Origin of the sequence: Streptococcus sp. HSISS2 (assembly GCF_000448665.1) — a bacterium.
Classification (GTDB): domain Bacteria; phylum Bacillota; class Bacilli; order Lactobacillales; family Streptococcaceae; genus Streptococcus; species Streptococcus raffinosi.
This window is the reverse complement of record NZ_CM002133.1, coordinates 1-22,011: the sequence shown is the minus strand read 5'-3', so window position 1 is coordinate 22,011 and position 22,011 is coordinate 1. Positions and strand designations below refer to the sequence as shown.

Annotated in this window: 15 protein-coding genes, 6 tRNA genes and 4 pseudogenes; 2 read left to right on the top strand and 23 right to left on the bottom strand. The window is 39.4% G+C overall.

Annotated features, from left to right (window positions below; genetic code table 11):
* The first annotated feature begins 606 nt into the window (after positions 1–606).
* Entirely contained in the window at positions 607–1,446 is an 840-nt protein-coding gene (locus HSISS2_RS00115; protein WP_021144791.1) for a CHAP domain-containing protein, read from the top strand.
* Between the two features lie 318 nt (positions 1,447–1,764).
* Here the strand turns inward: HSISS2_RS00115 and HSISS2_RS00110 are convergent, their stop codons facing one another.
* Positions 1,765–2,274 (bottom strand): HXXEE domain-containing protein, encoded by a 510-nt coding sequence (locus tag HSISS2_RS00110; protein WP_021144790.1) that lies wholly within the window; start codon positions 2,272–2,274, stop codon positions 1,765–1,767.
* A gap of 167 nt (positions 2,275–2,441) precedes the next feature.
* Between HSISS2_RS00110 and HSISS2_RS00105 the strand changes: the two genes are divergently transcribed.
* Positions 2,442–2,984, top strand: coding sequence for a TetR/AcrR family transcriptional regulator (locus tag HSISS2_RS00105; protein ID WP_021144789.1), 543 nt, complete (start codon positions 2,442–2,444; stop codon positions 2,982–2,984).
* Between the two features lie 181 nt (positions 2,985–3,165).
* On the opposite strand, the gene HSISS2_RS12095 is transcribed toward HSISS2_RS00105, so the two are convergent.
* The 22 genes and pseudogenes from HSISS2_RS12095 to HSISS2_RS00005 form a co-directional block, all read right to left on the bottom strand.
* Positions 3,166–3,654 carry an IMP cyclohydrolase gene (locus HSISS2_RS12095; protein ID WP_276201980.1) on the bottom strand — a complete coding sequence of 163 codons (489 nt, stop codon included), beginning with the start codon at positions 3,652–3,654 and terminating at the stop codon, positions 3,166–3,168.
* Positions 3,573–4,712 (bottom strand): annotated as a pseudogene (gene purH, locus HSISS2_RS00100) (bifunctional phosphoribosylaminoimidazolecarboxamide formyltransferase/IMP cyclohydrolase); the annotation flags it as partial. The gene HSISS2_RS12095 and the pseudogene purH, both read right to left, overlap by 82 nt.
* A 9-nt stretch (positions 4,713–4,721) precedes the next feature.
* Positions 4,722–5,489 carry a hypothetical protein gene (locus tag HSISS2_RS11525; RefSeq protein ID WP_021144786.1) on the bottom strand — a complete coding sequence of 256 codons (768 nt, stop codon included), beginning with the start codon at positions 5,487–5,489 and terminating at the stop codon, positions 4,722–4,724.
* Positions 5,489–6,036, bottom strand: a pseudogene (gene purN / locus HSISS2_RS00090) (phosphoribosylglycinamide formyltransferase). Before purN ends, HSISS2_RS11525 begins: the two are co-directional and overlap by 1 nt.
* Positions 6,037–6,220: 184 nt before the next feature.
* Positions 6,221–7,243, bottom strand: a complete 1,023-nt coding sequence (purM, locus tag HSISS2_RS00085; protein WP_021144784.1) for a phosphoribosylformylglycinamidine cyclo-ligase — start codon at positions 7,241–7,243, stop codon at positions 6,221–6,223.
* 207 nt (positions 7,244–7,450) lie between these two features.
* A complete protein-coding gene (gene purF / locus HSISS2_RS00080; protein ID WP_021144783.1) occupies positions 7,451–8,890 on the bottom strand; it encodes an amidophosphoribosyltransferase in 1,440 nt (479 codons plus the stop codon).
* A 163-nt stretch (positions 8,891–9,053) separates the two neighbouring features.
* Positions 9,054–12,779 carry a phosphoribosylformylglycinamidine synthase gene (locus HSISS2_RS00075; protein WP_021144782.1) on the bottom strand — a complete coding sequence of 1,242 codons (3,726 nt, stop codon included), beginning with the start codon at positions 12,777–12,779 and terminating at the stop codon, positions 9,054–9,056.
* Between the two features lie 56 nt (positions 12,780–12,835).
* Positions 12,836–13,543 (bottom strand): phosphoribosylaminoimidazolesuccinocarboxamide synthase, encoded by a 708-nt coding sequence (gene purC / locus HSISS2_RS00070; protein WP_002888608.1) that lies wholly within the window; start codon positions 13,541–13,543, stop codon positions 12,836–12,838.
* A 282-nt stretch (positions 13,544–13,825) separates the two neighbouring features.
* Positions 13,826–14,071: a phosphopantetheine-binding protein gene (locus HSISS2_RS00065; RefSeq protein ID WP_002888609.1), complete on the bottom strand. Its 246-nt coding sequence runs from the start codon at positions 14,069–14,071 to the stop codon at positions 13,826–13,828.
* Positions 14,071–15,075: a phosphate acyltransferase PlsX gene (gene plsX / locus HSISS2_RS00060; protein ID WP_021144780.1), complete on the bottom strand. Its 1,005-nt coding sequence runs from the start codon at positions 15,073–15,075 to the stop codon at positions 14,071–14,073. The genes HSISS2_RS00065 and plsX overlap by 1 nt, the downstream gene beginning before the upstream one ends.
* 214 nt (positions 15,076–15,289) lie before the next feature.
* Positions 15,290–16,063 carry a DNA repair protein RecO gene (gene recO / locus HSISS2_RS00055; RefSeq protein WP_021144779.1) on the bottom strand — a complete coding sequence of 258 codons (774 nt, stop codon included), beginning with the start codon at positions 16,061–16,063 and terminating at the stop codon, positions 15,290–15,292.
* Positions 16,050–17,224, bottom strand: a pseudogene (locus HSISS2_RS00050) (pyridoxal phosphate-dependent aminotransferase). The gene recO and the pseudogene HSISS2_RS00050 overlap by 14 nt, the downstream one beginning before the upstream one ends.
* 91 nt (positions 17,225–17,315) lie before the next feature.
* Positions 17,316–18,281, bottom strand: a complete 966-nt coding sequence (locus HSISS2_RS00045) for a ribose-phosphate diphosphokinase (protein ID WP_008536329.1) — start codon at positions 18,279–18,281, stop codon at positions 17,316–17,318.
* 208 nt (positions 18,282–18,489) lie between these two features.
* Entirely contained in the window at positions 18,490–19,962 is a 1,473-nt protein-coding gene (locus tag HSISS2_RS00040; RefSeq protein ID WP_021144776.1) for a CHAP domain-containing protein, read from the bottom strand.
* A gap of 84 nt (positions 19,963–20,046) precedes the next feature.
* Positions 20,047–20,573, bottom strand: a pseudogene (gene mreD / locus HSISS2_RS10550) (rod shape-determining protein MreD).
* Position 20,574: 1 nt separating this feature from the next.
* Positions 20,575–21,405, bottom strand: a complete 831-nt coding sequence (gene mreC / locus HSISS2_RS00035; protein ID WP_002888621.1) for a rod shape-determining protein MreC — start codon at positions 21,403–21,405, stop codon at positions 20,575–20,577.
* Positions 21,406–21,467: 62 nt separating this feature from the next.
* Positions 21,468–21,555 (bottom strand) — tRNA-Ser (locus HSISS2_RS00030).
* 4 nt (positions 21,556–21,559) lie between these two features.
* Positions 21,560–21,633: transfer RNA gene (locus tag HSISS2_RS00025), tRNA-Ile, on the bottom strand.
* Between the two features lie 32 nt (positions 21,634–21,665).
* Positions 21,666–21,736, bottom strand: a tRNA-Gly gene (locus HSISS2_RS00020).
* 9 nt (positions 21,737–21,745) lie between these two features.
* A tRNA-Phe gene (locus HSISS2_RS00015) sits at positions 21,746–21,818 on the bottom strand.
* A 3-nt stretch (positions 21,819–21,821) separates the two neighbouring features.
* A tRNA-Met gene (locus tag HSISS2_RS00010) sits at positions 21,822–21,895 on the bottom strand.
* A 10-nt stretch (positions 21,896–21,905) separates the two neighbouring features.
* A tRNA-Ser gene (locus HSISS2_RS00005) sits at positions 21,906–21,995 on the bottom strand.
* Positions 21,996–22,011: the final 16 nt, after the last annotated feature.

Sequence of the window (22,011 nt, the reverse complement as noted above, 5' to 3'; positions counted from 1 at the left end):
TTAGATTTGTAGATAGAGCCAGAAATATTAACTCTGATATATAAATAAAAAAGGATTTATATTTAAATTTTTCAATTATTACTAATCCATCAAACATCGATATAATTATCCAAACAATAGGAATAAACCATAGTATAAAATATAGAATATAAAAGATTTGTTCCCAAATAAATAGTGATGAATAAGCAATATTACCAGTTAATATCATTCTCCTTATAATAAGAACTGATATTTTATATATAATAAAAAATATTATTGGTAAAGTGTTTAGTAATACACTAAGTTGAAAAGCTTTTCTTTTCTTACTATGTCCTCTTTTCTTGACTTTATTGAACTTCAAACTTTTTTTGTATTCTTTTTGTCTATGCTTCAACTTCTTTTTTGTTTTATATTTACATTCATTGTCCGTCCCTCATTTTATTATTGATAAAAGAATTATACAATATACCAAAACTTAATTAAAGTTCTATTAAAAATAGTAAACTGTTTATCAAAAAAGTTATTTAGGATTGGTGAGAGTCTAGTCTGAACAGCTTAAGGGAGGCTTAAACGCAAAAATTATCTCCATTTTCCTGAAAAACTGCGAATAGGTAGGTGGAGGTTAAAATGAAGAAAAAAATCGTTAAATGTCTTTTATCACTAACCGGTTTAGCTACGGTGCTAATTTCTTGGGGCGCTCCCACACAGGCGGCTGTCCTCGGAGATGACTATCCTTCCTCTTGGAAATATGGTGGCTTCGGCGTAGATCCTTGGACCATGTACTGGCGTCAGTGTACATCCTTTGCGGCCTATCGACTCAGCAACACCAATGGATTCACCCTACCTGTAGGTTATGGAAATGCCATCACTTGGGGACCAATTGCACGAGCGAATGGACATCGTGTAGACATGAATCCTGCTGTTGGAAGTATCGCTTGGTTTTCAGATGGTGTCAACGGAGCTGGCTACATGGGGCATGTTGCTTGGGTCGCCGAGGTGAATGGCGATCAGGTAACTATTGAAGAATACAACTATAATGCTGGGCAAGGGCCTGAGAAATACCATAAACGTAGTTTCCATAAGAGTCAAGTATCTGGCTATATCCATTTTAAAGATCTTGAATCAGGAACTCAGAATAGTAAGCCAACCAACTCTTCTATCAACATCGGTGATACTGTCTGCTTCACAGGGACCTTCCGTGTCACATCAATCGTAGGAAGTAATATCACCAGCCAAGACCTAGCTGGAGGTACACCAACCAAACACAATATTGTAGATCCTGGACCCGTTCTTGAAGTTGATGGACGAGGCAATCCAACATCAGATCAATACCTCAATCCTGGTGAGACCTTTACTATTCCAGGTAACTTCAAAGTGCTTGCCATTGATCCACCAAGCGATGGCGTTCTCGTCCAAATCGGAAATCGCAAGACTTGGGTAACCCAGTCTGTCCTTGAAAAGGTTTAAATCTATTGAACAATCGTGCAAACGGTTGTTTTTTCATACTCTGAAAAAAAGCCCAGCTAGTGCTGAGCTCTTAGGAGATTTATGAAAAAGAAAAGTTTTTTAGGATGGTATTAGTATAGCTTGGGTAGCTTAAAGGAAACTTAAGGGATCTAAAAAACATCCAATTTCTTGGATGCTTTGTGAATTCTTAATGACGGAAGTGACGAACGCCTGTAAATATCATTGTCAAACCATGTTTATCAGCTGCTTCGATTGACTCTTGGTCACTTCTTAAATTTGTTCTTCAGAAGCTTAAAATAGGTCTCAATTCATCATTTTTTATTTAATGTACTTTTCTAAGCTTATTTGAATTTTTGGCATAATTTGGTGCATGACTTTAAGATTCGTATAGGCTAATGCCATCGCTACGAAAAGATATGAAATGACTGACAGCAGAGAAACCTCAGAAGGCCAATAGTGGAAAATAATCATTAAAACAATGGGTAATTCTAGAGTTACTGTGACAACTCCAGGAACATAGCCTCTAAATTGCAGGCACATGATATAATGGATCATGAAATGAGATGTATAAGCTATTACAAATGAGAAATAGAGTACAGTGTTGTGAGTCATCTGACAAAGACCAGAAACAAACAGCAAAATGACAAACTCCTCTAAAACACCCACTGCAAAGGCAGAACCCTGTGTAACAGAACCAAAGAACGGTTTCTTAAAAGTCAGTAACTTTTGGTGATACCGTTTCTTCCACAAGGGCATAAAAATCATCTCTTCGAAATCATGTAAAATAAATAAAATAGGCAGCATCCAAACATTAAAAAGAATGCTCATCTCTTTACCTCCTTAATAATATCTAACAATTGTACAATGTTCAGAATAAATGATAATCATACATCACGCGCAACAAATTTAGTATAAAGACAAACTGTTACAAAAACAAGAAGTTAAGTGAAATTGGCACAGTTTGACCAAAAGTGTGACAGGAAAGGAGAACTACCATGGAATACCAATCACGGCAATGGCTGGAGGAAGCCTTGTTCGATTTATTAGCAACTAAGACATCCCTACGTAATATCAGTGTTGCTGAACTCAGCGAACATGCTCAGATTGCTAGACGAACGTTTTATCGTTATTACCATTCAAAAGAGCAAGTCCTTACGAATTATTTAGACCGCTTAATCCAAGACTATATTACCGAACTTCAAACAGCAAAACTAACTAATTTTGAAGATTTAGTGAACCTTTTCTTTCAGTATTGGAGCCAGTACACTGAGCCATTAAAAATTTTGCAAGATGCAAACTTGCTCGTGTTTATCTTGCAAAGGTCTTATGATAAGCTTCCTGCCGCTTATACCACTGTCATGGCACCTTGGCATGTCACAGACATTAATCAAAGACAAATCACCTATGATAGTAGATTCATTACCGGCGGTCTATACAATATTTTTGATGAATGGTTAAAAGGAGATTATCAGGAAATGCCTGTTAATGAGCTAGTCACTACAGCCTTAAACACCCTAAAACGTATGAAGAATAGTTAAGTGAGAAGCTGATTTTTCGAGATTAGTTACGAACAATTCTAACAAATCGTTTTAATAATTTCTAAAACTAAAATGCTTATTATTTTAGACATACAAAAAGAGAAGACCACTTGTACCTTCTCTCATTGTTAGCGATAAATCATTCATAATAGTTGATAATGAGCTAATTTTTAAATACTCATTAATGTCTAAAATGTCTCACGCCTGTAAAGATCATTGTCAAACCATGTTTATCAGCTGCTTCGATTGACTCTTGGTCACGTACTGAACCACCTGGTTGGATGATAGCCTTGATACCTGCTTTAGCGATTTCTTCCACGTTATCTGCAAATGGGAAGAAGGCATCTGAAGCAAGAACAGCGCCGTCAAGACGGTCTTTAGCTTGATCAATGGCGATGCGGACAGATGCCACACGGTTAGTTTGACCAGGGCCAACACCAAGTGTCATGTGGTCGTTAGTCACGATGATACCATTTGATTTGACGTACTTGATAGCTTTCCAAGCAAACTCCAGAGCTGTCTCTTCTGTTTCAGTTGGTTGGCGTTTGGTAACCACTTGCCAGTCAGCTGGGCTTTCTTTAACAACGTCTTGGTTTTGAACGAGAAGTCCACCGACAACACCAGTGTATTCTGCTTCTGTTTCGCTGGCATCTTGAGCATCGAATGGCAACTCAAGGATACGCAAGTTTTCTTTTTGGTAGTCAAGATTTCAAGCGCTTCGTCTGTGTAGCTTGGTGCAATGATGATTTCAAGGAAGACACCGTGCATTTTCTTAGCCGTCGCAGCGTCAACTTCACGGTTGAGAACGACGATACCACCGAAGATTGACACTGGGTCAGCTTCATAAGCGTAGTCCCAAGCTGTTTCAATGTCATCAGCTTGACCGATACCACATGGGTTCATGTGTTTGAGAGCCACAACTGTTGGACGGTCTTTGAAATCACGGATGATACGGATAGCAGCATCAGCATCACGGATATTATTGAATGACAATTCTTTACCGTTAAGTTGTTTAGCTGAAGCAATTGAGTAAGCCGTTGGCAAACCTTTTTGGTAGAAGTCTGCGTCTTGTTGAGGGTTTTCACCGTAACGCATAGGTTGCTTGAGGTCATAAGTCAAAGTGAGTTTTTCAGGTTTTGTTTCACCCACTTGAGCTGTGAAGTATTCTGCAATCAAAGCGTCGTATGAAGCTGTGTGACGGTATACTTTTGCTGCCAAACGTTGGCGAGTTTCGTAGCTTGTTTCGCCGTTTGCTGACAATTCGTCAAGCACAACCGCATAGTCAGCAGGGTCTACCACAACTGTTACGCTAGCGTGGTTTTTAGCTGCTGAACGAAGCATAGATGGCCCACCGATATCGATGTTTTCAACTGCGTCAGCGTAAGTCACGTCTGGTTTGAGGATGGTTTCCTTGAATGGGTAAAGGTTTACCACAACAAGGTCAATCAATTCGATATTATTGTCCTTAGCCGCTTGAAGGTGGCTATCGAGGTCACGACGAGCGAGGAGACCACCGTGGATATTTGGGTGGAGGGTCTTCACACGACCGTCCATCATTTCTGGGAAACCAGTCACATCGTCAATGGCGATAGTGTCTACCCCAGCATTGTCAAGGGCAACTCTGGTACCACCTGTTGAGATGATATCCCAACCTAATTTTTTGAGTTCTTGGGCAAATTCAACGATGCCCGCTTTGTCTGAGACTGAAATAAGTGCTCGTTTAGTCATTTGTTCTCCTTATAAATCAATTTGAGAAAAATTTTCATCTAGACTCTTAAAAAATCGTTTAATTGACTGTTCATCAAATGAATGTTCATCAAATTTTTTCTCTTTTTTAAGTTTATCTTTGAATTCATTAATTTTAGGAGTTAATTTCTCCATCTGTTTATTAAATTGTTCAATCTGTTTTTTATAATTTAATTTAGCAAATTCTTGTAATTTTTGAGTGAACTGCTCAGTCAGTTCACCGTTACTCTCATGACCTGTAAATGGGTCCAGAATTTTAGGTAAATATACAATATTCCAAGGTGCTGTAAATGCATAACAATTTAATGTTTTTCCAAAAATATGAGATACTTGGTAATTAAACAATATATTTTTAGATTTATGACTTTTCTTTTTTGTGTACTTTGTATATTTATTTAAAGTATCTGACGGAGCTCTATTATTTGTGGAGTCAAAAGAAATTACTTCTTTATTACCAAAAACATACTTATAAAAGCATTCTAAAAGTGATTTTGTTTCACTATTACCTTTATCTCCAAATGTCCTAACATATACTTTAGTAACTTCTTGTTCTTTAATTTCTTTCTCTGAACACTCCCTTCTAGTTTTTATTCCATTGTTAAGAGATTCCCACGCTTTGTCTTTATTTTCATCTATCATATGCATGCTATTTTCTGCGAATGCCCACAATTTTTCCGATATCTTTTCTTTATCATCTTCATTAAAAAAGAAACTAAAGAACTCCGTATACCCATCAATTTTCTGATATTCCTCTTTCACTATAATCTCCTTACGCCCAAACTATCCAACACTTCTGGATAGAGTTTGTACTCTGCTTCGTGGATGCGAGTTTCGAAAGTATCAAGGGTATCACCTTCAAGGCGTGGGACACGGACTTGTTTGATGACCTTACCTGTATCAACGCCAGAATCCACCCAGTGAATAGTTACACCAGACTGGTCTACACCTGCATTCCAAGCATCCTCAATGCCATGAGCACCTGGAAATTCAGGAAGATAAGCCGGATGAATGTTGATAATACGGCCTTCGTAAGCTGCTAGCAAGGTTGGGCCGACGATTTTCATATAACCAGCCAAACAAACCAAATCAATCTGGTGATCATCCAAGAGTTTGACGATAGCCTCTTCATAAGCCGCTTTATTGTCAAATTCCTTGAGTTCAAAGGCATGGCTAACCACATTAAGATTCTTGGCACGTTCCAAGACATAGGCATTACGGTGATCTGAAAAACAAATTCTACTGGAAATTGTTCCGCAATCACCTGAAAGTTTGAGCCGTTGCCAGAGGCAAAAACAGCAATCTTCATATTCGATACAAAGGGACGTTTCGGCTAGCCGAACAGTTTCGTAGAAAAATAGGAAATCATTGCTGGGTGCTTGCACACAAAATGATTTCTCTTTTTTCCTAGAAAATGAGTCCCGTGTTCAGTTAGGCTTACTAACCAAACACTCCTTTCTACAATTTCTCCGTACAAAATGGTGATAGCACCATTATTTAATCACCACACTAGCGCCATCTTTCTTCACAATACGACCGATTTCATAAACAGGTTCGTCAAGAAGTTCTTTGACACGTTCCACATTTTCTGGTTTAACCGCAAGCATGAGACCAATACCCATGTTGAAGATTTCAAACATTTCTTCATGTTTGATTTGGCCATACTTTTCAAGGGCTTTGAAAATTGGAAGAACTGGCACTTTGCTTTCATCAATTTCAGCAGCCAAGTCATCTGAGAACATACGTGGTACATTTTCGATGAAACCACCACCTGTGATGTGAGCAATACCGTTAACCAATTCTTCTTTGATGAGTGGCAAAGCTGCTTTGACGTAGATACGAGTTGGTTCAAGAAGAACGTCTTTAAGTTTTTTGCCTTCAAGTTCTGGAAGAACTTCTTCACCTGTGTAATCAGAAAAGACACGACGCACGAGTGAGTAACCATTTGAGTGGATACCACTTGAAGCAAGTCCAAGAAGCACGTCACCTTCAGCTACTTTTGAGCCGTCGATGATTTGAGATTTTTCTGCGATACCTACCGCGAAACCTGCCAAATCATAGTCGTCTTCACCATACATACCAGGCATTTCAGCAGTTTCACCACCAATAAGGGCTGCACCAGCTTGCACACAACCTTCAGCAACACCAGCAACGACCTGCTCCAATTTAGCTGGTTCATTTTTACCAGTTGCTACGTAGTCAAGGAAGTAAAGGGGCTCAGCACCTGCGGCGATGATATCGTTAACACACATAGCCACACAGTCTTGACCGATAGTATCGTGTTTGTCGTACTTAATAGCAAGCATGAGTTTAGTACCGACACCATCTGTACCTGAGATCAAAACAGGCTCTTTGACACCTGTTTTTGAAAGGTCAAACATACCACCGAAGCCACCGAGAGCTCCCATAACACCTGCACGCTCTGTACGGGCAACGTGTTTTTTGATACGTTCAACAACTTCATAACCTGCTTCAACATCCACACCCGATTGAGCGTAAGCATTTTTATTTGTCATTTTATTTATTCCTTTTTTTTCGAGAAAGAGTGCGACGTATTTTTAGATGAACCATCTTTTTATCTAAAAATACTAGTCAGGTCTCTAGCTTTGACCCCATAGGGCAAAGTGTCTACTGACAAATGCTTTAGCTTTTAGTTAGTAGTGAGACGTGGAGCGTAAGCATTTTTAGACATAATTTTTTCCTCTTTTTCTTCTGCACTGCTCTTAATAGAAAGAAGTGTGTTCTTTCAAACTTTCCAAATAGCGTTCTTCGTAGTCATACAATGGTGTTGGATATTTACCATCGAAGTAAGCCACACAAAGGCCACCGTTTGGTGCATCTGTGTCAATTCCAATAGAATCAATCAATCCATCAATAGACAAGTAAGTCAAGCTATCCGCTCCAATGATTTCGCGTGTTTCCTCAACTGTATGATTGGCCGCAATCAATTCCTTACGTGTTTGAATATCGATACCGTAGAAACATGGGTAGGCAAGGGCTGGGCTCCCGATTGCTACGTGGACCTCTGTCGCTCCTGCTTCTTTTAGCAAATTAACGATACGACGTGATGTTGTCCCACGTACAATAGAGTCGTCAATCATAACCACACGTTTTCCTTTAACAACACCTGATACGGCAGAGAGCTTCATACGAACCCCTTGCTCACGCAATTCTTGTGTTGGTTGGATAAAGGTACGTTGGGTGTATTGGTTTTTAATCAAGCCCATTTCATTTGGCAAGCCTGATTCTTCCGCAAATCCCATGGCTGCGCTAAGTGATGAATTAGGCACACCAACGACAATATCTGCTTCATGTTTGAACTCACGTGCCAATTGAGCACCCATACGTTTACGAGCTGTATGGACATTGACCCCTTGGATATTTGAATCAGGACGGGCAAAGTAGATATACTCCATCGAACAAACAGCCAATTGCGTATCCGTTGTATAGGTATCGTAAGTGATGCCATTATCATCGATGATAACAACCTCACCTGGATTTACATCGCGAATCCACTCTGCTCCAACCACTTCAAAAGCGCAAGTTTCAGATGAAACCACGATAGCACCGTTGGCCATCTTACCAATAGAAAGTGGACGGAACCCATTTGGATCCAAGGCTGCAATGAGCTTATCCTCAACCATAAGAAGATAAGCAAATCCACCTTTAACAGTATTCAAAGCTTCTTTAACTTTACCCATAAATGATGGGTTGTGGCTACGACGAATCAAGTGAGCTAAGATTTCTGAATCAGAAGTTGAGCTAAAAATAGCCCCATTCTTTTCCAACTCTCGTCTAAGTGACTCTGCATTAGTCAAGTTTCCATTATGAGCAAGACCTAATTGTCCATCGTGAAACTTAAACATGAAAGGTTGAATATTATCTACAGAAGCCTCACCAGCAGTCGCATAGCGGACATGACCGATAGCAGCTGTACCAGTCAACTTGTCCAAATTGGCTGGATTACGAAAAACTTCTGAGAGAAGCCCCATATCACGATGACGCTTCAATTGGCCCGCATCATTAGAGAGAATTCCTGCTCCCTCTTGACCACGGTGTTGGAGACTGTGAAGTCCGAAATAAGTTAATTTGGCAGCATCTGGGTGACCCCAGATACCAAAAACACCACATTCTTCATTAAGAGATTTAACTTCGTATGTCATTTTTTATACCTTTTATTTTTGATATTTTCCTTAGCTAGCCTAAACAAAAGCAGACATTTCTAACATCTTTTTCTAAGTGTTGAACTCAAAAATGCATCATTTTCAAGCTCTCTAAGACTACTGCTGTAGTGAAAAATATCCCTAATGAGCTCACCACGCTCGATTATTTCCCAGTAAAATATTTCACAGCTGAGGCAAAGAGGTGTTGGTCTTTGCTTCCTGGAATATTTTGGAAGAGTCCGTCTTCAAAACGCTCTGAGTGGCCCATCTTACCAATGATTTGACCGTTCTTGCTTGTGATACCTTCAATAGCATTAACAGATCCGTTAGGATTGTATTTAGAATCCATGCTTGGTTTACCTTCGAAGTCAACATACTGTGTAAAGATTTGACCATTGTCACGAAGCTCAGCAAACTCTTCAGCTGTTACGACAAATTTACCTTCACCGTGTGATACTGGGATGGCATGGATGTCACCAACTTCCACTCCAGCAAGCCATGGTGAGTTCGTGTTGGCAATCCGTGTTTCAACCATCTTAGCCACGTGTTGGTTGGCATCATTGTAGAAGAGGGTTGGACTCGTACTGCTTGCATCTTCAAAGTTACCGTATGGAAGGAGACCTGATTTGACAAGCGCCTGGAATCCGTTACAAATACCGATGATCAAACCACCACCTTCGATGAAACTATCGATAGCTGCACGTACTTTTTCATTGAGCAAGATGTTTACGATGAATTTAGCTGATCCATCTGGTTCATCCGCTGCTGAGAAGCCACCTGCAAAGAAGATAATGTTAGCTTTTTCGATATTGTCAACCATGGTGTCAACAGACTTGACAATAGCCTCTTCGTTAAGTGTTACAAATGGTACTAAGTTGACTTTTGCACCTTCTTTTTCAAAGGCCTTAGCTGAATCGTACTCAGAGTTAGTACCTGGGAATACCGGGATGTAAACCACTGGTGTCTCGACTCTTTCTTTAGCTTTGATAACAGCATCTGACGCCACCGCAGGTACTTCTTCCAACTCAGTTGCTTGTGCAAATTCCGTTGGGTAAACTTCTTCCAATTTACCTTGGAAGGCACTGTCAAGTTTGTGTCCATCAAGCGTTACACCATTGACAGTAAGTGTAAAGTCAGCTGCTGTTTGTCCAATCTTGGCAACCCCTGCAATATCTTCCGGAGATGTGAAGACAAATCCACCCAATTGAGCTGTTAAGGCAGTCTCAAGATCTTCAAGGGTTACAGTGACACCGATATGGTTACCGAATGTTGCAAGGGCAAGAGCTTCAAGGACACCACCATATTTAACAGCTGAGGCAGATGTGACTTTATGATTGGCTTGGATAGCTTCAAACTTAGCAAAGTTAGACTTGATAAGATCAAAGTCAATTTCTTGTGCCAAAGCTTGACCTGGAATGTAATAGATGTTTTCACCAGCAGCTTTAAACTCCGGAGAAAGAACCTTACGGCTATCTGCTGTTGTCACACCAAAGGCAACCAAGGTTGGTGGTACTGTCAATTCTTCAAAAGTACCAGACATAGAGTCTTTACCACCGATAGATGGCAAACCAAGTTGAATCTGAGCTTCGATTGATCCAAGAAGAGCTGATACTGGTTGACCAAAACGGGCTGCTTGTTTATCCATACGCTCGAAGTATTCTTGATAAGAGAAACGAGCCTTAGACCAGTTTGCACCAACAGCAACCAAACGGGCTGTTGCTTCGATGACCGCATAAGCAGCACCATGATATGGGGACCATTCTGCGATATATGGGTTGAACCCTTGCGCCATGACAGAAGCCGTATGAGTCACTCCATGTTGGACTGGCAATTTCTGTACTGAAGCTTCAGTTGGTGTGATTTGGTAACGACCACCAAGTGGGTGATTGACTGTTGAACGACCAACTGAGCTATCAAAGATGGTTTGTAAACCTTTTTGACTAGCATGGTTAAGGTCAGCCAAGACTTCAAGAGTATCTGCTTCAAGGGTTTCAGCAGAGGTTTGGCGTTCTTCTGGAAGCTTGACATTCTTGTCAACCACCTTAGCATCTACAACTACACGTACCCCATTAGTATCAAGGAATCGACGTTCCAAATCAACGATGGTTTCGCCATTCCAGTGCATGACAAGATTTGGTTTTTCAGTCACTGTTGCAACGACAACAGCATCAATATTTTCTTTGTTACATTCAGCAACGAAGGCATCTACATCTTCCGGACGAACCACCACGGCCATACGTTCTTGAGATTCAGAGATGGCAATTTCTGTACCGTTCAAACCTTGGTATTTCAATGGCACTTTGTCTAGATCAATTTCAAGACCATCTGCCAATTCACCGATAGCCACACAGACACCACCAGCACCAAAGTCATTTGATTTCTTGATGAGACGTGTCACTTCACCATTACGGAAAAGACGTTGAATCTTACGTTCTTCGATGGCATTCCCTTTTTGAACCTCAGCACCAGCTGTTTCAACAGATTCAACCGTTTGAACTTTAGAAGAACCTGTCGCACCACCAACACCGTCACGTCCAGTCTTACCACCGAGCAAGATAATCACATCACCTGCTTCTGGTTTTTCACGGACAACATTTTCCTTAGGAGCCGCACCAACAACGGCACCTAACTCCATACGCTTAGCAACAAAACCTGGGTGGAAGTATTCACGAACATAAGTTGTTGCAAGACCAATTTGGTTACCGTATGAAGAATAACCATGAGCCGCCGTTTTAGAAATCACTTGTTGTGGCAATTTACCAGCACGAGTTTCAGCAATTGGTGTTGTGATATCACCAGCACCTGAGATACGCATAGCTTGGTAAACGTATGAACGACCTGACAATGGGTCACGAATGGCACCACCGATACAAGTAGCCGCACCACCAAATGGTTCAATTTCAGTTGGGTGGTTGTGAGTTTCGTTCTTGAACATAAGAAGCCATGGTTCTTTCACACCATTGACATCCACTTCAATTTCAACTGAGCAGGCATTGATTTCATCAGACACTTCCATGTCATCCAAACGACCATTGGCACGCTCATAACGACCAAAAATAGTCGCCATATCCATCAAAGTTTGAGGTTTTTCTGTACGTCCCAACTCATCACGCATGGCGATATATTTATCATAAGTCGCTTGCAATTGTTTTTGGAATTTAGAAGCTGAGAAGTCGATGTTTTTCAACTCAGTCTCGAAAGTTGTATGACGGCAGTGGTCAGACCAGTAAGTATCCAAAACCTTCAACTCAGTCTCAGTTGGCACACGTCCAATAGACTTGAAGTAATCTTGAATGAAGAGAAGGTCATCCACTTCCATTGCCAATCCTTGCTCTGCCTTATACTTAGCAAAATCTTCAGCCGTATAAGTTTCAAAGAAATCCAAGTTTGGAATAGTCTTGTCGGACTCAGAGAAATCCTGTTTCGCAATGCCAACAGTGATATCTTTGAAACGAGAGTCCACTGGGTTCAATAGGTAGTTTTTGACAGCTTCCAATTCATTAGCAGCAATATCCTTGTTAACCAAGTACAATTGAGCAGTATTCACCGTTACATCATTTGAACTACCCAGCAATAGCAAAGCTTCTTGTGAAGAGGCCGCACGTTGGTCAAATTGACCAGGCAAACTTTCAATGGCAAAGAAAGCATACTTCTCAAGATCAGCCTTCACTGCAGCTTCATCCAAAACAGTATCTGTCACTTGTTCAGAGAAGATATGTTTTTCTGCACGCGCAAACAAATCCTCTGCCAAATTAAAGACATCGTAAACCTGTACAATACGAAGGTCCTTCAAGGTTTTCAACTGAAGATTATGCTGTAATTCCTTTACTAAAGAGTGAGATTTCACACGAAAATCAGCTTTTTTCTCAACGAAAATACGTTTATCCATTTTATTTCCTTTATTTATTTCTACTTAAAAACTGCATTGGAGAGGAATTCAAAAAATTACTTCAAGCCTTGTAATTTTTCCAATACAACTTCATAAACATCTGTCAAGCTACCGAGATCACGACGGAAAACATCCTTATCCATGTGGTGACCTTTAGCATCCCAAAGACGGCAGTTATCTGGTGAAAATTCATCTGCCAAGATAATCTTGCCGTCCTTATCAAAGCCAAACTCCAATTTGAAGTCGATCAAACGAAGACCAATTTGTGCAAACCAATCTTTCAACAATTCATTGATACGACGTGTTTCTTCCTTGATATAAGCAATTTGTTCATCATTTGCAACACCCAAGAATTTCACGTGTTCGTCGTTGATAAACGGATCATCCAAATCATCGTTTTTATAATAAAACTCAACAATAGGTGTATCCAAGTTTATTCCTTCTTCAACACCAAAACGCTTTGAAAATGAACCTGCAGTCACGTTACGAAGAACAACCTCCAAAGGAATGATTTTCACCTTTTTATTGAGTTGTTCTGTGTCAGAAATACGTTCGATAAAGTGTGTTGCCACACCGGCAGCGTTTAATTTTTCAAAAATAAGAGACGAAATCTGATTATTCAGCACACCTTTACCCTTAATAGTCTCCTTACGAGCACCATTAAGCATGGTTGCTTGGTCCTTATAGACCGACTTAATCACATTTTCGTCTTCTGTACTATAAATATCTTTAGCTTTCCCAGTATAAATCAGTTGGTTTGACATGGAATTGTTCGCCTTTCAAGTTTTTTCTTCTTCATTATACCATACAAAAACAAAAAACCAACATATAACAAACTTTGTTACTTAGGTAAAATTAAATCGTTCGTGTTTAGTGGCTTATTTAGATTTTTTAATAAATAATGTATAGAAAAAAAGGAGCCTGACAGAACTAAATCAAGGTAACATTTAGTTTCTTGTCCCACTCCTATAAGATATGAACTATAAATGCTGGCATAACTGCAGTACTAGATTCACTTGAAATCTAGAAACTAAAGTTTAACTAGCTTATCTGTTATTCAATTGCTCAGACAAATAATCCAACAAATCGGCTACCTTATCCATATGATCAATAGTATCATCAGAAATTTCAAGAGCAAACTCATCTTCCAAATTAATAATGAATTCCATAAGTTCTATTGAATCCACACCCAAGTCATCTAATTTAGTATCTTCGGTTAAAACAATGTCTTTATTCCCCATCTGATCCTGAATAACAAGTTGCATTTTATGAAGAATTTCTACTCTACTCATCATTCAGCCTCCTCTTTCGGACTAAAGGCTTCAACTAGTTGGTCAACTACCTTAGTATCAAGCATCGTACGAACTTGCTTAATGGTGTAATAAACTGCCTTAGCATCACTAGATCCATGACATTTTACTACGGGAGCTTTAAGACCAAAGAGAACCGCACCTCCGGCACTTGAGTAATCCATAGTCTTTTTCATACCTTGTAGACTATCCTTTAAGAGAAGAGCACCTAACTTAGCTTTAAGCCCACCATTCATGATGGCCGACTTAAGAGTCTTCATGGCACCAAGTCCCGTTCCTTCGATTGCTTTAAGAACCGCATTTCCTGTGAAGCCATCAGACACAATAACGTCAGCAGCACCAGACATGATTTCACGCGCCTCAACATTTCCGACGAAGTTAATACTGGGCTCCTGAGACAAGAGTTCGAAAGCTTCCTTACGAAGACTATCACCCTTAGTTTCCTCAGTCCCATTATTAAGTAGACCTACACGAGGGTTGGCAATTCCACGAACATTTTTTGCATAGAAGGATCCTAAAATCGCATATTGATGCAAGTGACTAGCTGTATTTTCTGCATTAGCACCTAAATCAAGCATATCAAAGGGTTGACCTGTAAAACTTGGCATTGTTGACATCAGACCTGGACGCTCAACTCCCTTAATACGTCCAACCACAAAGAGACCTGCTGCCAGAAGAGCACCTGTATTCCCTGCAGAAATCACTGCATCTGCCGTTTTCTCCTTAACAGCTTGTGCACCCAAAACCATAGATGCTTTCTTTTTCTTGCGAATGGCTTTAGCTGGCTCGTCATCTGAATTTATCTTTTCATCGGTATGTACAATGCTAACACGTTCAGACGCTGTCAAATAGGTCTTAATTTTAGTTTCATCACCATAAAGCTGGATTTCAATATCTTTGAAATCTGACAAAGCCTGATTGACTCCTTCTACAATTGCTTGTGGCGCATTATCGCCACCCATAGCATCAACTGCAATTACATGCATAGCATTCTCCCTCTCATCCTCTGCTCTAAAAAATAGACTCGAATTTTCATCAATCAAACAATCTATAATTAAAATAGATATATCCAATTTTCTATTTTAAGCAGAGTCTTTCAGCTTATTATCTTCTTATTATAGCACGAACTGACCTGCATTTTAACCCCTGAGCCTGAAAACCTTTGATTCACTGTTTCACGTGAAACAAAAAAGACAATGCCTAATCAGCACTATCTTCCTTATCCATGATATGAGCCCATGAATTTAGATTATCAATAAACTTCTTACTTTTAAGATGTATCCCAACATAATTATCATATAGCTCATCAATAAATTGTCGCAACTTTCGTTTCATGTCATCCTTCACAGATATGCTTCTCAATTCTTTAAACGAAAGTCCCTGAAAGCGATCTAAAAGATAAGGCACATTAGGGTCTAAATGACTGCGCCTTTCATCCTCAACATAATGATTTGGACAAAGTAAACCTGAGTACTTATACGAGAAATCAAAAGGAAGCCCTACACGATGACAAAAGACACACTCGTGAAAATTCAATTTTACACCAAAACGGTCCAAAACCTGAACCTCAAAGATATTGGTCAGAATTTCGTAATCTAAACCTTCTTCCATTAATTCAAGCGTCTTCTCCAAAAATGCAAATAATTGCGCATCCACCATATCATCAGCAATAGCGGCATCCGTCAATCCAGCCAAATAAGTCGCATAAGACAGCTTGAAAATATCGCATGTAATTTTCTTGAAGGACTCTGCCTGGCTATAATCTTCTATGAAAGATAGACCTTCATCATTTACAGTCATCATGAATTCAGCAATGGTCAAAGGTTGAATAACAGCACTTAATTTACCTGCCCCACCACCTCTAACAAAAAACATCCGTTTACCAGCTTGTTCAGTAAAAATCTTAACCAACTTATCATTCTCACGATAATTACGATTGAAGAGGACAAGCCCTCTACTCTCAAGCTTCTGCATGTTCTTCCATAAACTCTTTCAAACGAGTCATAGCTGTTTCAATAGTATCCATGCTAGTTGCATATGACAAGCGAACATAGCCTTCACCATACTTCCCAAAGGCAACACCAGGGATAATCGCAATAGCCTTTTCACGTGCAAAGTCTTGGCAGAACTTAAAGGAATCTTGAGTATAGCCTTCTGGAATCTTAGCAAAGATGTAGAAAGCACCATCAGGTTTAATAATCTTGAAACCAAGTTCAGACATTTTTTCAAGAATATAATCACGACGTTTCAAATACTCAACTTTCATTGGTTGTGCATCATCCTTACCAGCAGATAAGGCTTCAATAGCTGCAAATTGTGCCATAGTAGCTGCAGCCGTCACCAAATACTGGTGACTCTTAATCAACTGAGCCGTCAAAATTGCTGGTGCAAAAATCAATCCAATACGCCAGCCTGTCATCGCATGAGACTTAGACAAGCCGTTGATCAAAATCGTTTGTTCTGGTAAATATTCCGCAATAGAGACATGTTGATCCACATAAGTTAGCTCAGAGTAGACTTCATCACTAACAACAAAAATATCGTATTTTTCAAGACTTCAGCCAAATCTGAAATCTGTTGACGCGAATAGGTCACACCAGTTGGGTTGGTTGGATAGTTAAGCAAAACTGCTTTAAGATTATCTCTCTGCTCCAAAATTGCCTTTTCTAACATCTCTGGAGTCAAAACAAAATCATTAGCAGTTGTATCAATTTCAACAATTTCAGCACCAACTAGATTAGCAATAGGTTCGTATCCAGGATATGCTGGTGCAGGAAGAAGAACTGTATCACCGGGTTCTAAGATAGCTGTCAAAGTCGCAGAAAGGGCTTCTGTTGCCCCAATAGTCACCAAAATCTCATTATCTGGGTTATAAGTAAGATTATACTTTTCCTTAACAAAATCCGCAGCTGCTTGACGTAAAACAGGAAGACCTGCCATACCTGTATAGTGCGACTGGTTAGCATCGATAGCAGCTTTAGCAGCTTCTTTTACATGATCTGGAGTTGTAAAATCAGGTTCACCAAGTGTCAACTTTTTGATCCCTGGTACATCTGAAATTGATTGGTCAAACTGACGAATCATTGAAACTTCAATCTTATCTAAATTTTTATTAAAACGTTGTGTTAAATCCATCACGGTCACCTCTTTGCAATTATGCCTTACATTATATCAAAAACTCAAACGCATTTAAACACCAAAAAAGCTAGCCTAGGCTAGCTTTAGTCTATTTATGGCCCATTTCAAACAATGGTGACAACGGACGTTTTTCATGAATACGAATGATTGCCTCAGAAATTAAATCAGCAATAGAAATTTGCTCAATCTTATCAATCAAACGTTCTTCTGGAAGATAAATCGTGTCAAGCACGACAAGTTTTTCAATAGCAGATTTTTGAATATTATCAAGTGCTGGACCTGACAATACAGGGTGTGTACATGATGCAAAAACATGAGTTGCACCAGCCTCAGCAAGCGCATCTGCCGCATGACAGATAGTACCTGCAGTATCAATCATATCATCAATCAAGATACATGTTTTACCTTCAACATTACCAATGATATTCATAACTTCAGAAGTGTTCATTTTATCAACACTACGACGTTTGTCAATGATAGCGATTGGCGTTTTCAAACATTGTGCCAATTTACGCGCACGAGTCACACCACCATGGTCCGGAGAAACAACAACTACATCATCTCCAGTAAGACCAGCACGATCAAAGTAATCAGCAATAAGAGGAGCACCCATCAAATGGTCTACAGGAATATCAAAGAATCCTTGAATTTGGGCAGCATGAAGGTCCACAGTCAAAAGACGATCAACACCAGCCACCTCAAGCATATTAGCAACCAATTTAGATGTGATTGGTTCACGTGAACGAGCCTTACGGTCTTGACGTGCATAACCATAGTAAGGCATGACAACACTAACTGTCTCAGCACTCGCACGTTTTAGCGCATCAACCATGATCAAGATTTCCATCAAATTATCATTTACAGGAGAGCTTGTAGATTGAAGAATAAAGACGTGATGACCACGGATAGACTCTTCAATATTAACTTGAATCTCGCCATCTGAAAACTCACGAACACTTGATTTTCCAAGTTCAATACCCATTTTATCAGCAACTTTTGCTGCCAATTCCTGGTTAGACGACAAAGCGAACAACTTTAAATTCGTATAAGACATGATTTCCTCCAAAATATTTACTACTCCATTCTACCTTTTTTTAAACTGATTTTCAACGTCAAATAAATGGTGTCATAGGAACTTAACAAGTATCATAAGATACAATTATTAATAACAGTAATTTTCTATCTAAATGTCTATATCATAACACCCATTTTGAAAAACAAAAAACGATTCGAAAACATTCGAATCGTATCTTTAATATCAATTATGGATAAATATAGTATACAGAACCACCGTGAGCTGATGATGTAGGATCAAATGTACCACGGTAATTACCAATTGACATGTTACCAGCGTAGTTTGATTCCATAACTTGAATTGAGTTTGCACCTGATGCTGATGTAACGTAAGCTACGTGACCGTAACCACCACCATCATTTGGCCAAACTGCAATTGCACCGGCTACAGGAGTTGTACCTACTGAGTGACCAGCTGCTTGCGCACTAGCAATCCAGTTTTTAGCATTACCCCAGTTATTACCAGCCCATGAAGCCAATGATTTTGCACCCCAAGTACATTGTCCAACTGGATATGTGTTAGGTGTCGCAGCGGCTTCAACTTTAGCTGTTTCAGCTGGTGCTGCAGGAGCCGGAGCTTCTGATGCAGCTGGTGCTTCACTAGCTGGTGCCTCTGAAGTAGAGGCAGGAGCAGCTTCTGAAGTTGCAGGAGCAGCCGACTCTGGTTGTTGTTCTTGACTAGCTGGCGCTGCAGGTGCTTGTGCTGCTTCTGATGTTTCTGTCGCTTGACTTGCTGGTGCTTCTGAAGTAGAAGCTGCAGGTGCTTGTGCTTCTGATGTTTCTGATGAAGCTGGTGCTTGTGCAGCCTCTGAAGCTGTCGATGTTTCAGAAGCTGGTGCCTCTGAAGGCTGAGCTACAGCTTGTGAAGTTGCTGCCGCTTCTGATTGTGCTACTGATGCTGCCGCTTCTGAAGAAGCCACAGCTTGTGCAGCTGCCTCTGATTCAGCAACTGCTTGAGATTGTGCTACCGATGCGGCAGTTGAAGCTGCTGCAGATTCAGCAGTTGATTTAGCAGAAACAAGTGATGTTTTCTCATTTTGAGCTGTTGTCAATTCAGCAGCCAAAGCAACTTGTGCTGCTTCAAGTTCTGCTTGTTGAGTTGTCAAACCAGCTTCTGTTGTTTCAAGTTCTGACTTATTAGCTGCGATAGTATTAATTGCAGCTTGATTTTCTTCTTGCTTAGCAGCAAGCTCTTTTTGATCAGACTCTTGTTTTGTCAACATATCATTATTCGCTGTTACCACTTTTGAAATAGCTGTAATGCGAGTAATCGCTTCAGAGATTGACTTAGAATTCAAAATAGAGTTAATGTAGCTAGTCGCAGTATTATTTTGTTGAGCACTACGAGCTTGTTTAGCCAAAGAATCTTGGCGAGCCACAATTTTACTTGATAATTCTTGAATCTCAGATTCTAATCCTGCTGATACTTTTTCAAGTTCCGCATTTTTAGCTTCTAATTCTGATTTCTGAGTTCTAAGAGTTGATACTTGTGATTGAATTGTAGTAACTTGAGCTTGCGCAGTCTCTTGTTGAGAAGCAAGGTTACTAATTGTGTTATCTGCAGCAGCGATTTGCGAATCATAATCCTCTGCATGTACAGTTGCAGCTGCTGAAAGGGTTACACCACTTACCAGCACTGCTGAAAGAATACGTTTTTTCATAATATAAAATACTACTCCTTTTCGATAAGACCTTATAATTGTATCAAAAAATGACGCAAACTTTGTTACGTCAATATTACAGTTCTATTTAAATCTATCAACTGACAGATACAAAAATAATTTTTCAATAATAGGTTTAGTTAAAATAAACATTAAAAGATTAAAAACAAACTAGGGCTTAATTGATAAATAATAAAATCAGTTATGGACTCGTTTGAGTAACCATATAATAATACAAACCCAAAATTGATAATGTCAAAAATAAATAAGGATAAGAAGACTAATAGTAAATCAACGTAAGCGTTTCGTTTAACAAATCGAGATAACTGGGTCAATAGAAAACATAAAATGGGAAGAGTAAGGATAACTATACCAATTGTTTTAAAATAGTAAGTGTCATAAATAAAGCCAAGAAAAATGAGATAAAGGTATGACAATCTACTAGTAGATAAGTTTAAAGTCATTAAAAAGACATATATAATAAAAAGGTGAGATGATAGAAAAAATTCTGGAGACAAATAATGATTAAGTATCATCGAAATATGACCATCCCATAGAAAAGGAATGAAACTAAGTAAAAAAGGAACAAAAGAATACTTAGAGAAATTCATATTATTTACCATCTCCAACTAAAGTAACATAAGAAATTTTATCAAAATCTGCATAAGGTTTTATAAAAATAGTTCGATTTCCTTCATAATCACTCACAGATTCAACAGTTCCAATTGGCACACCCTTTACAGAGACATCATCGAGACCGCTAGTGACCACTTCTGTACCCTTCTTAATATTTTCTGAAGAGTTAAGTTGTGTCATTTTTAAAAGCTTCTTTTTATTATCATAATTTGAAATGATGCCAAAAACCTGATTCCCATCCTCAGAAATAACACTAGAAGCTAAATAAGTATCACTAAGACTACCTGAGAGTAAAGAAATGGTAGTACTATCATCATAAACTTTTGTCACAAAACCTATGACACCACCATTAGATGTTGCTAACATAGACTTGCTAACATTCTTAGATTTACCAACATTAATCGTTAACTCTTTTAACCAATTAACTGAAGGTCGCATAGAAACTTCGGCTGTTATAACATTATCTCGACTAAGCTTATCTGAAAGATTCAAAGAAGCCCTTAGAGAATCATTTTCTTCTTGTAAATTGGAAATGATTGCAGATTGATTCTGAAGTGAGGATAAGGACTTTTTTAAATCCCTGTTCTCAGAATAAGTTGATAACAAATCAGAGATGACATTATGCGATTTAGTTAAAGCGACAAAAGGAATTGAGACCACAGAATCCACCTTAGAAATAACTCCCGAAACATTAGAAGATAAATCCTTCGTCAACTTTTTATTTGTAAAAAGAAAAGAAAAAAACATAACAAAAAATAGAAAAGTAATAAATCCATAGAGAAGAAATTTGTAAAAACTATTTTTCATTTTGTCACCTCTGTAAACAGTAAAAGAAAACGAATTATCTTACAAGATAATTCGTCATAATACGGAGAATGGGGGATTCGAACCCCCGCGCCAGTTACCCGACCTAACGATTTAGCAAACCGTCCTCTTCAGCCTCTTGAGTAATTCTCCAATATGGGCACGAGTGGAATCGAACCACCGACCTCACGCTTATCAGGCGTGCGCTCTAACCATCTGAGCTACGCGCCCAAGCTAAATGCTTGGCTATTTATTCCAAATAAAGCGGGTGACGAGAATCGAACTCGCGACAACAGCTTGGAAGGCTGTAGTTTTACCACTAAACTACACCCGCTAAACAAAATGGCGCGAGACGGAATCGAACCGCCGACACATGGAGCTTCAATCCATTGCTCTACCAACTGAGCTACCGAGCCAAATTGCGGGAGCAGGATTTGAACCTACGACCTTCGGGTTATGAGCCCGACGAGCTACCTAGCTGCTCCATCCCGCGATAAAAATTAAGGAGGATGTGGGATTCGAACCCACGCACGCTTTTACACGCCTGACGGTTTTCAAGACCGTTCCCTTCAGCCGGACTTGGGTAATCCTCCAAATAATATAAACAAT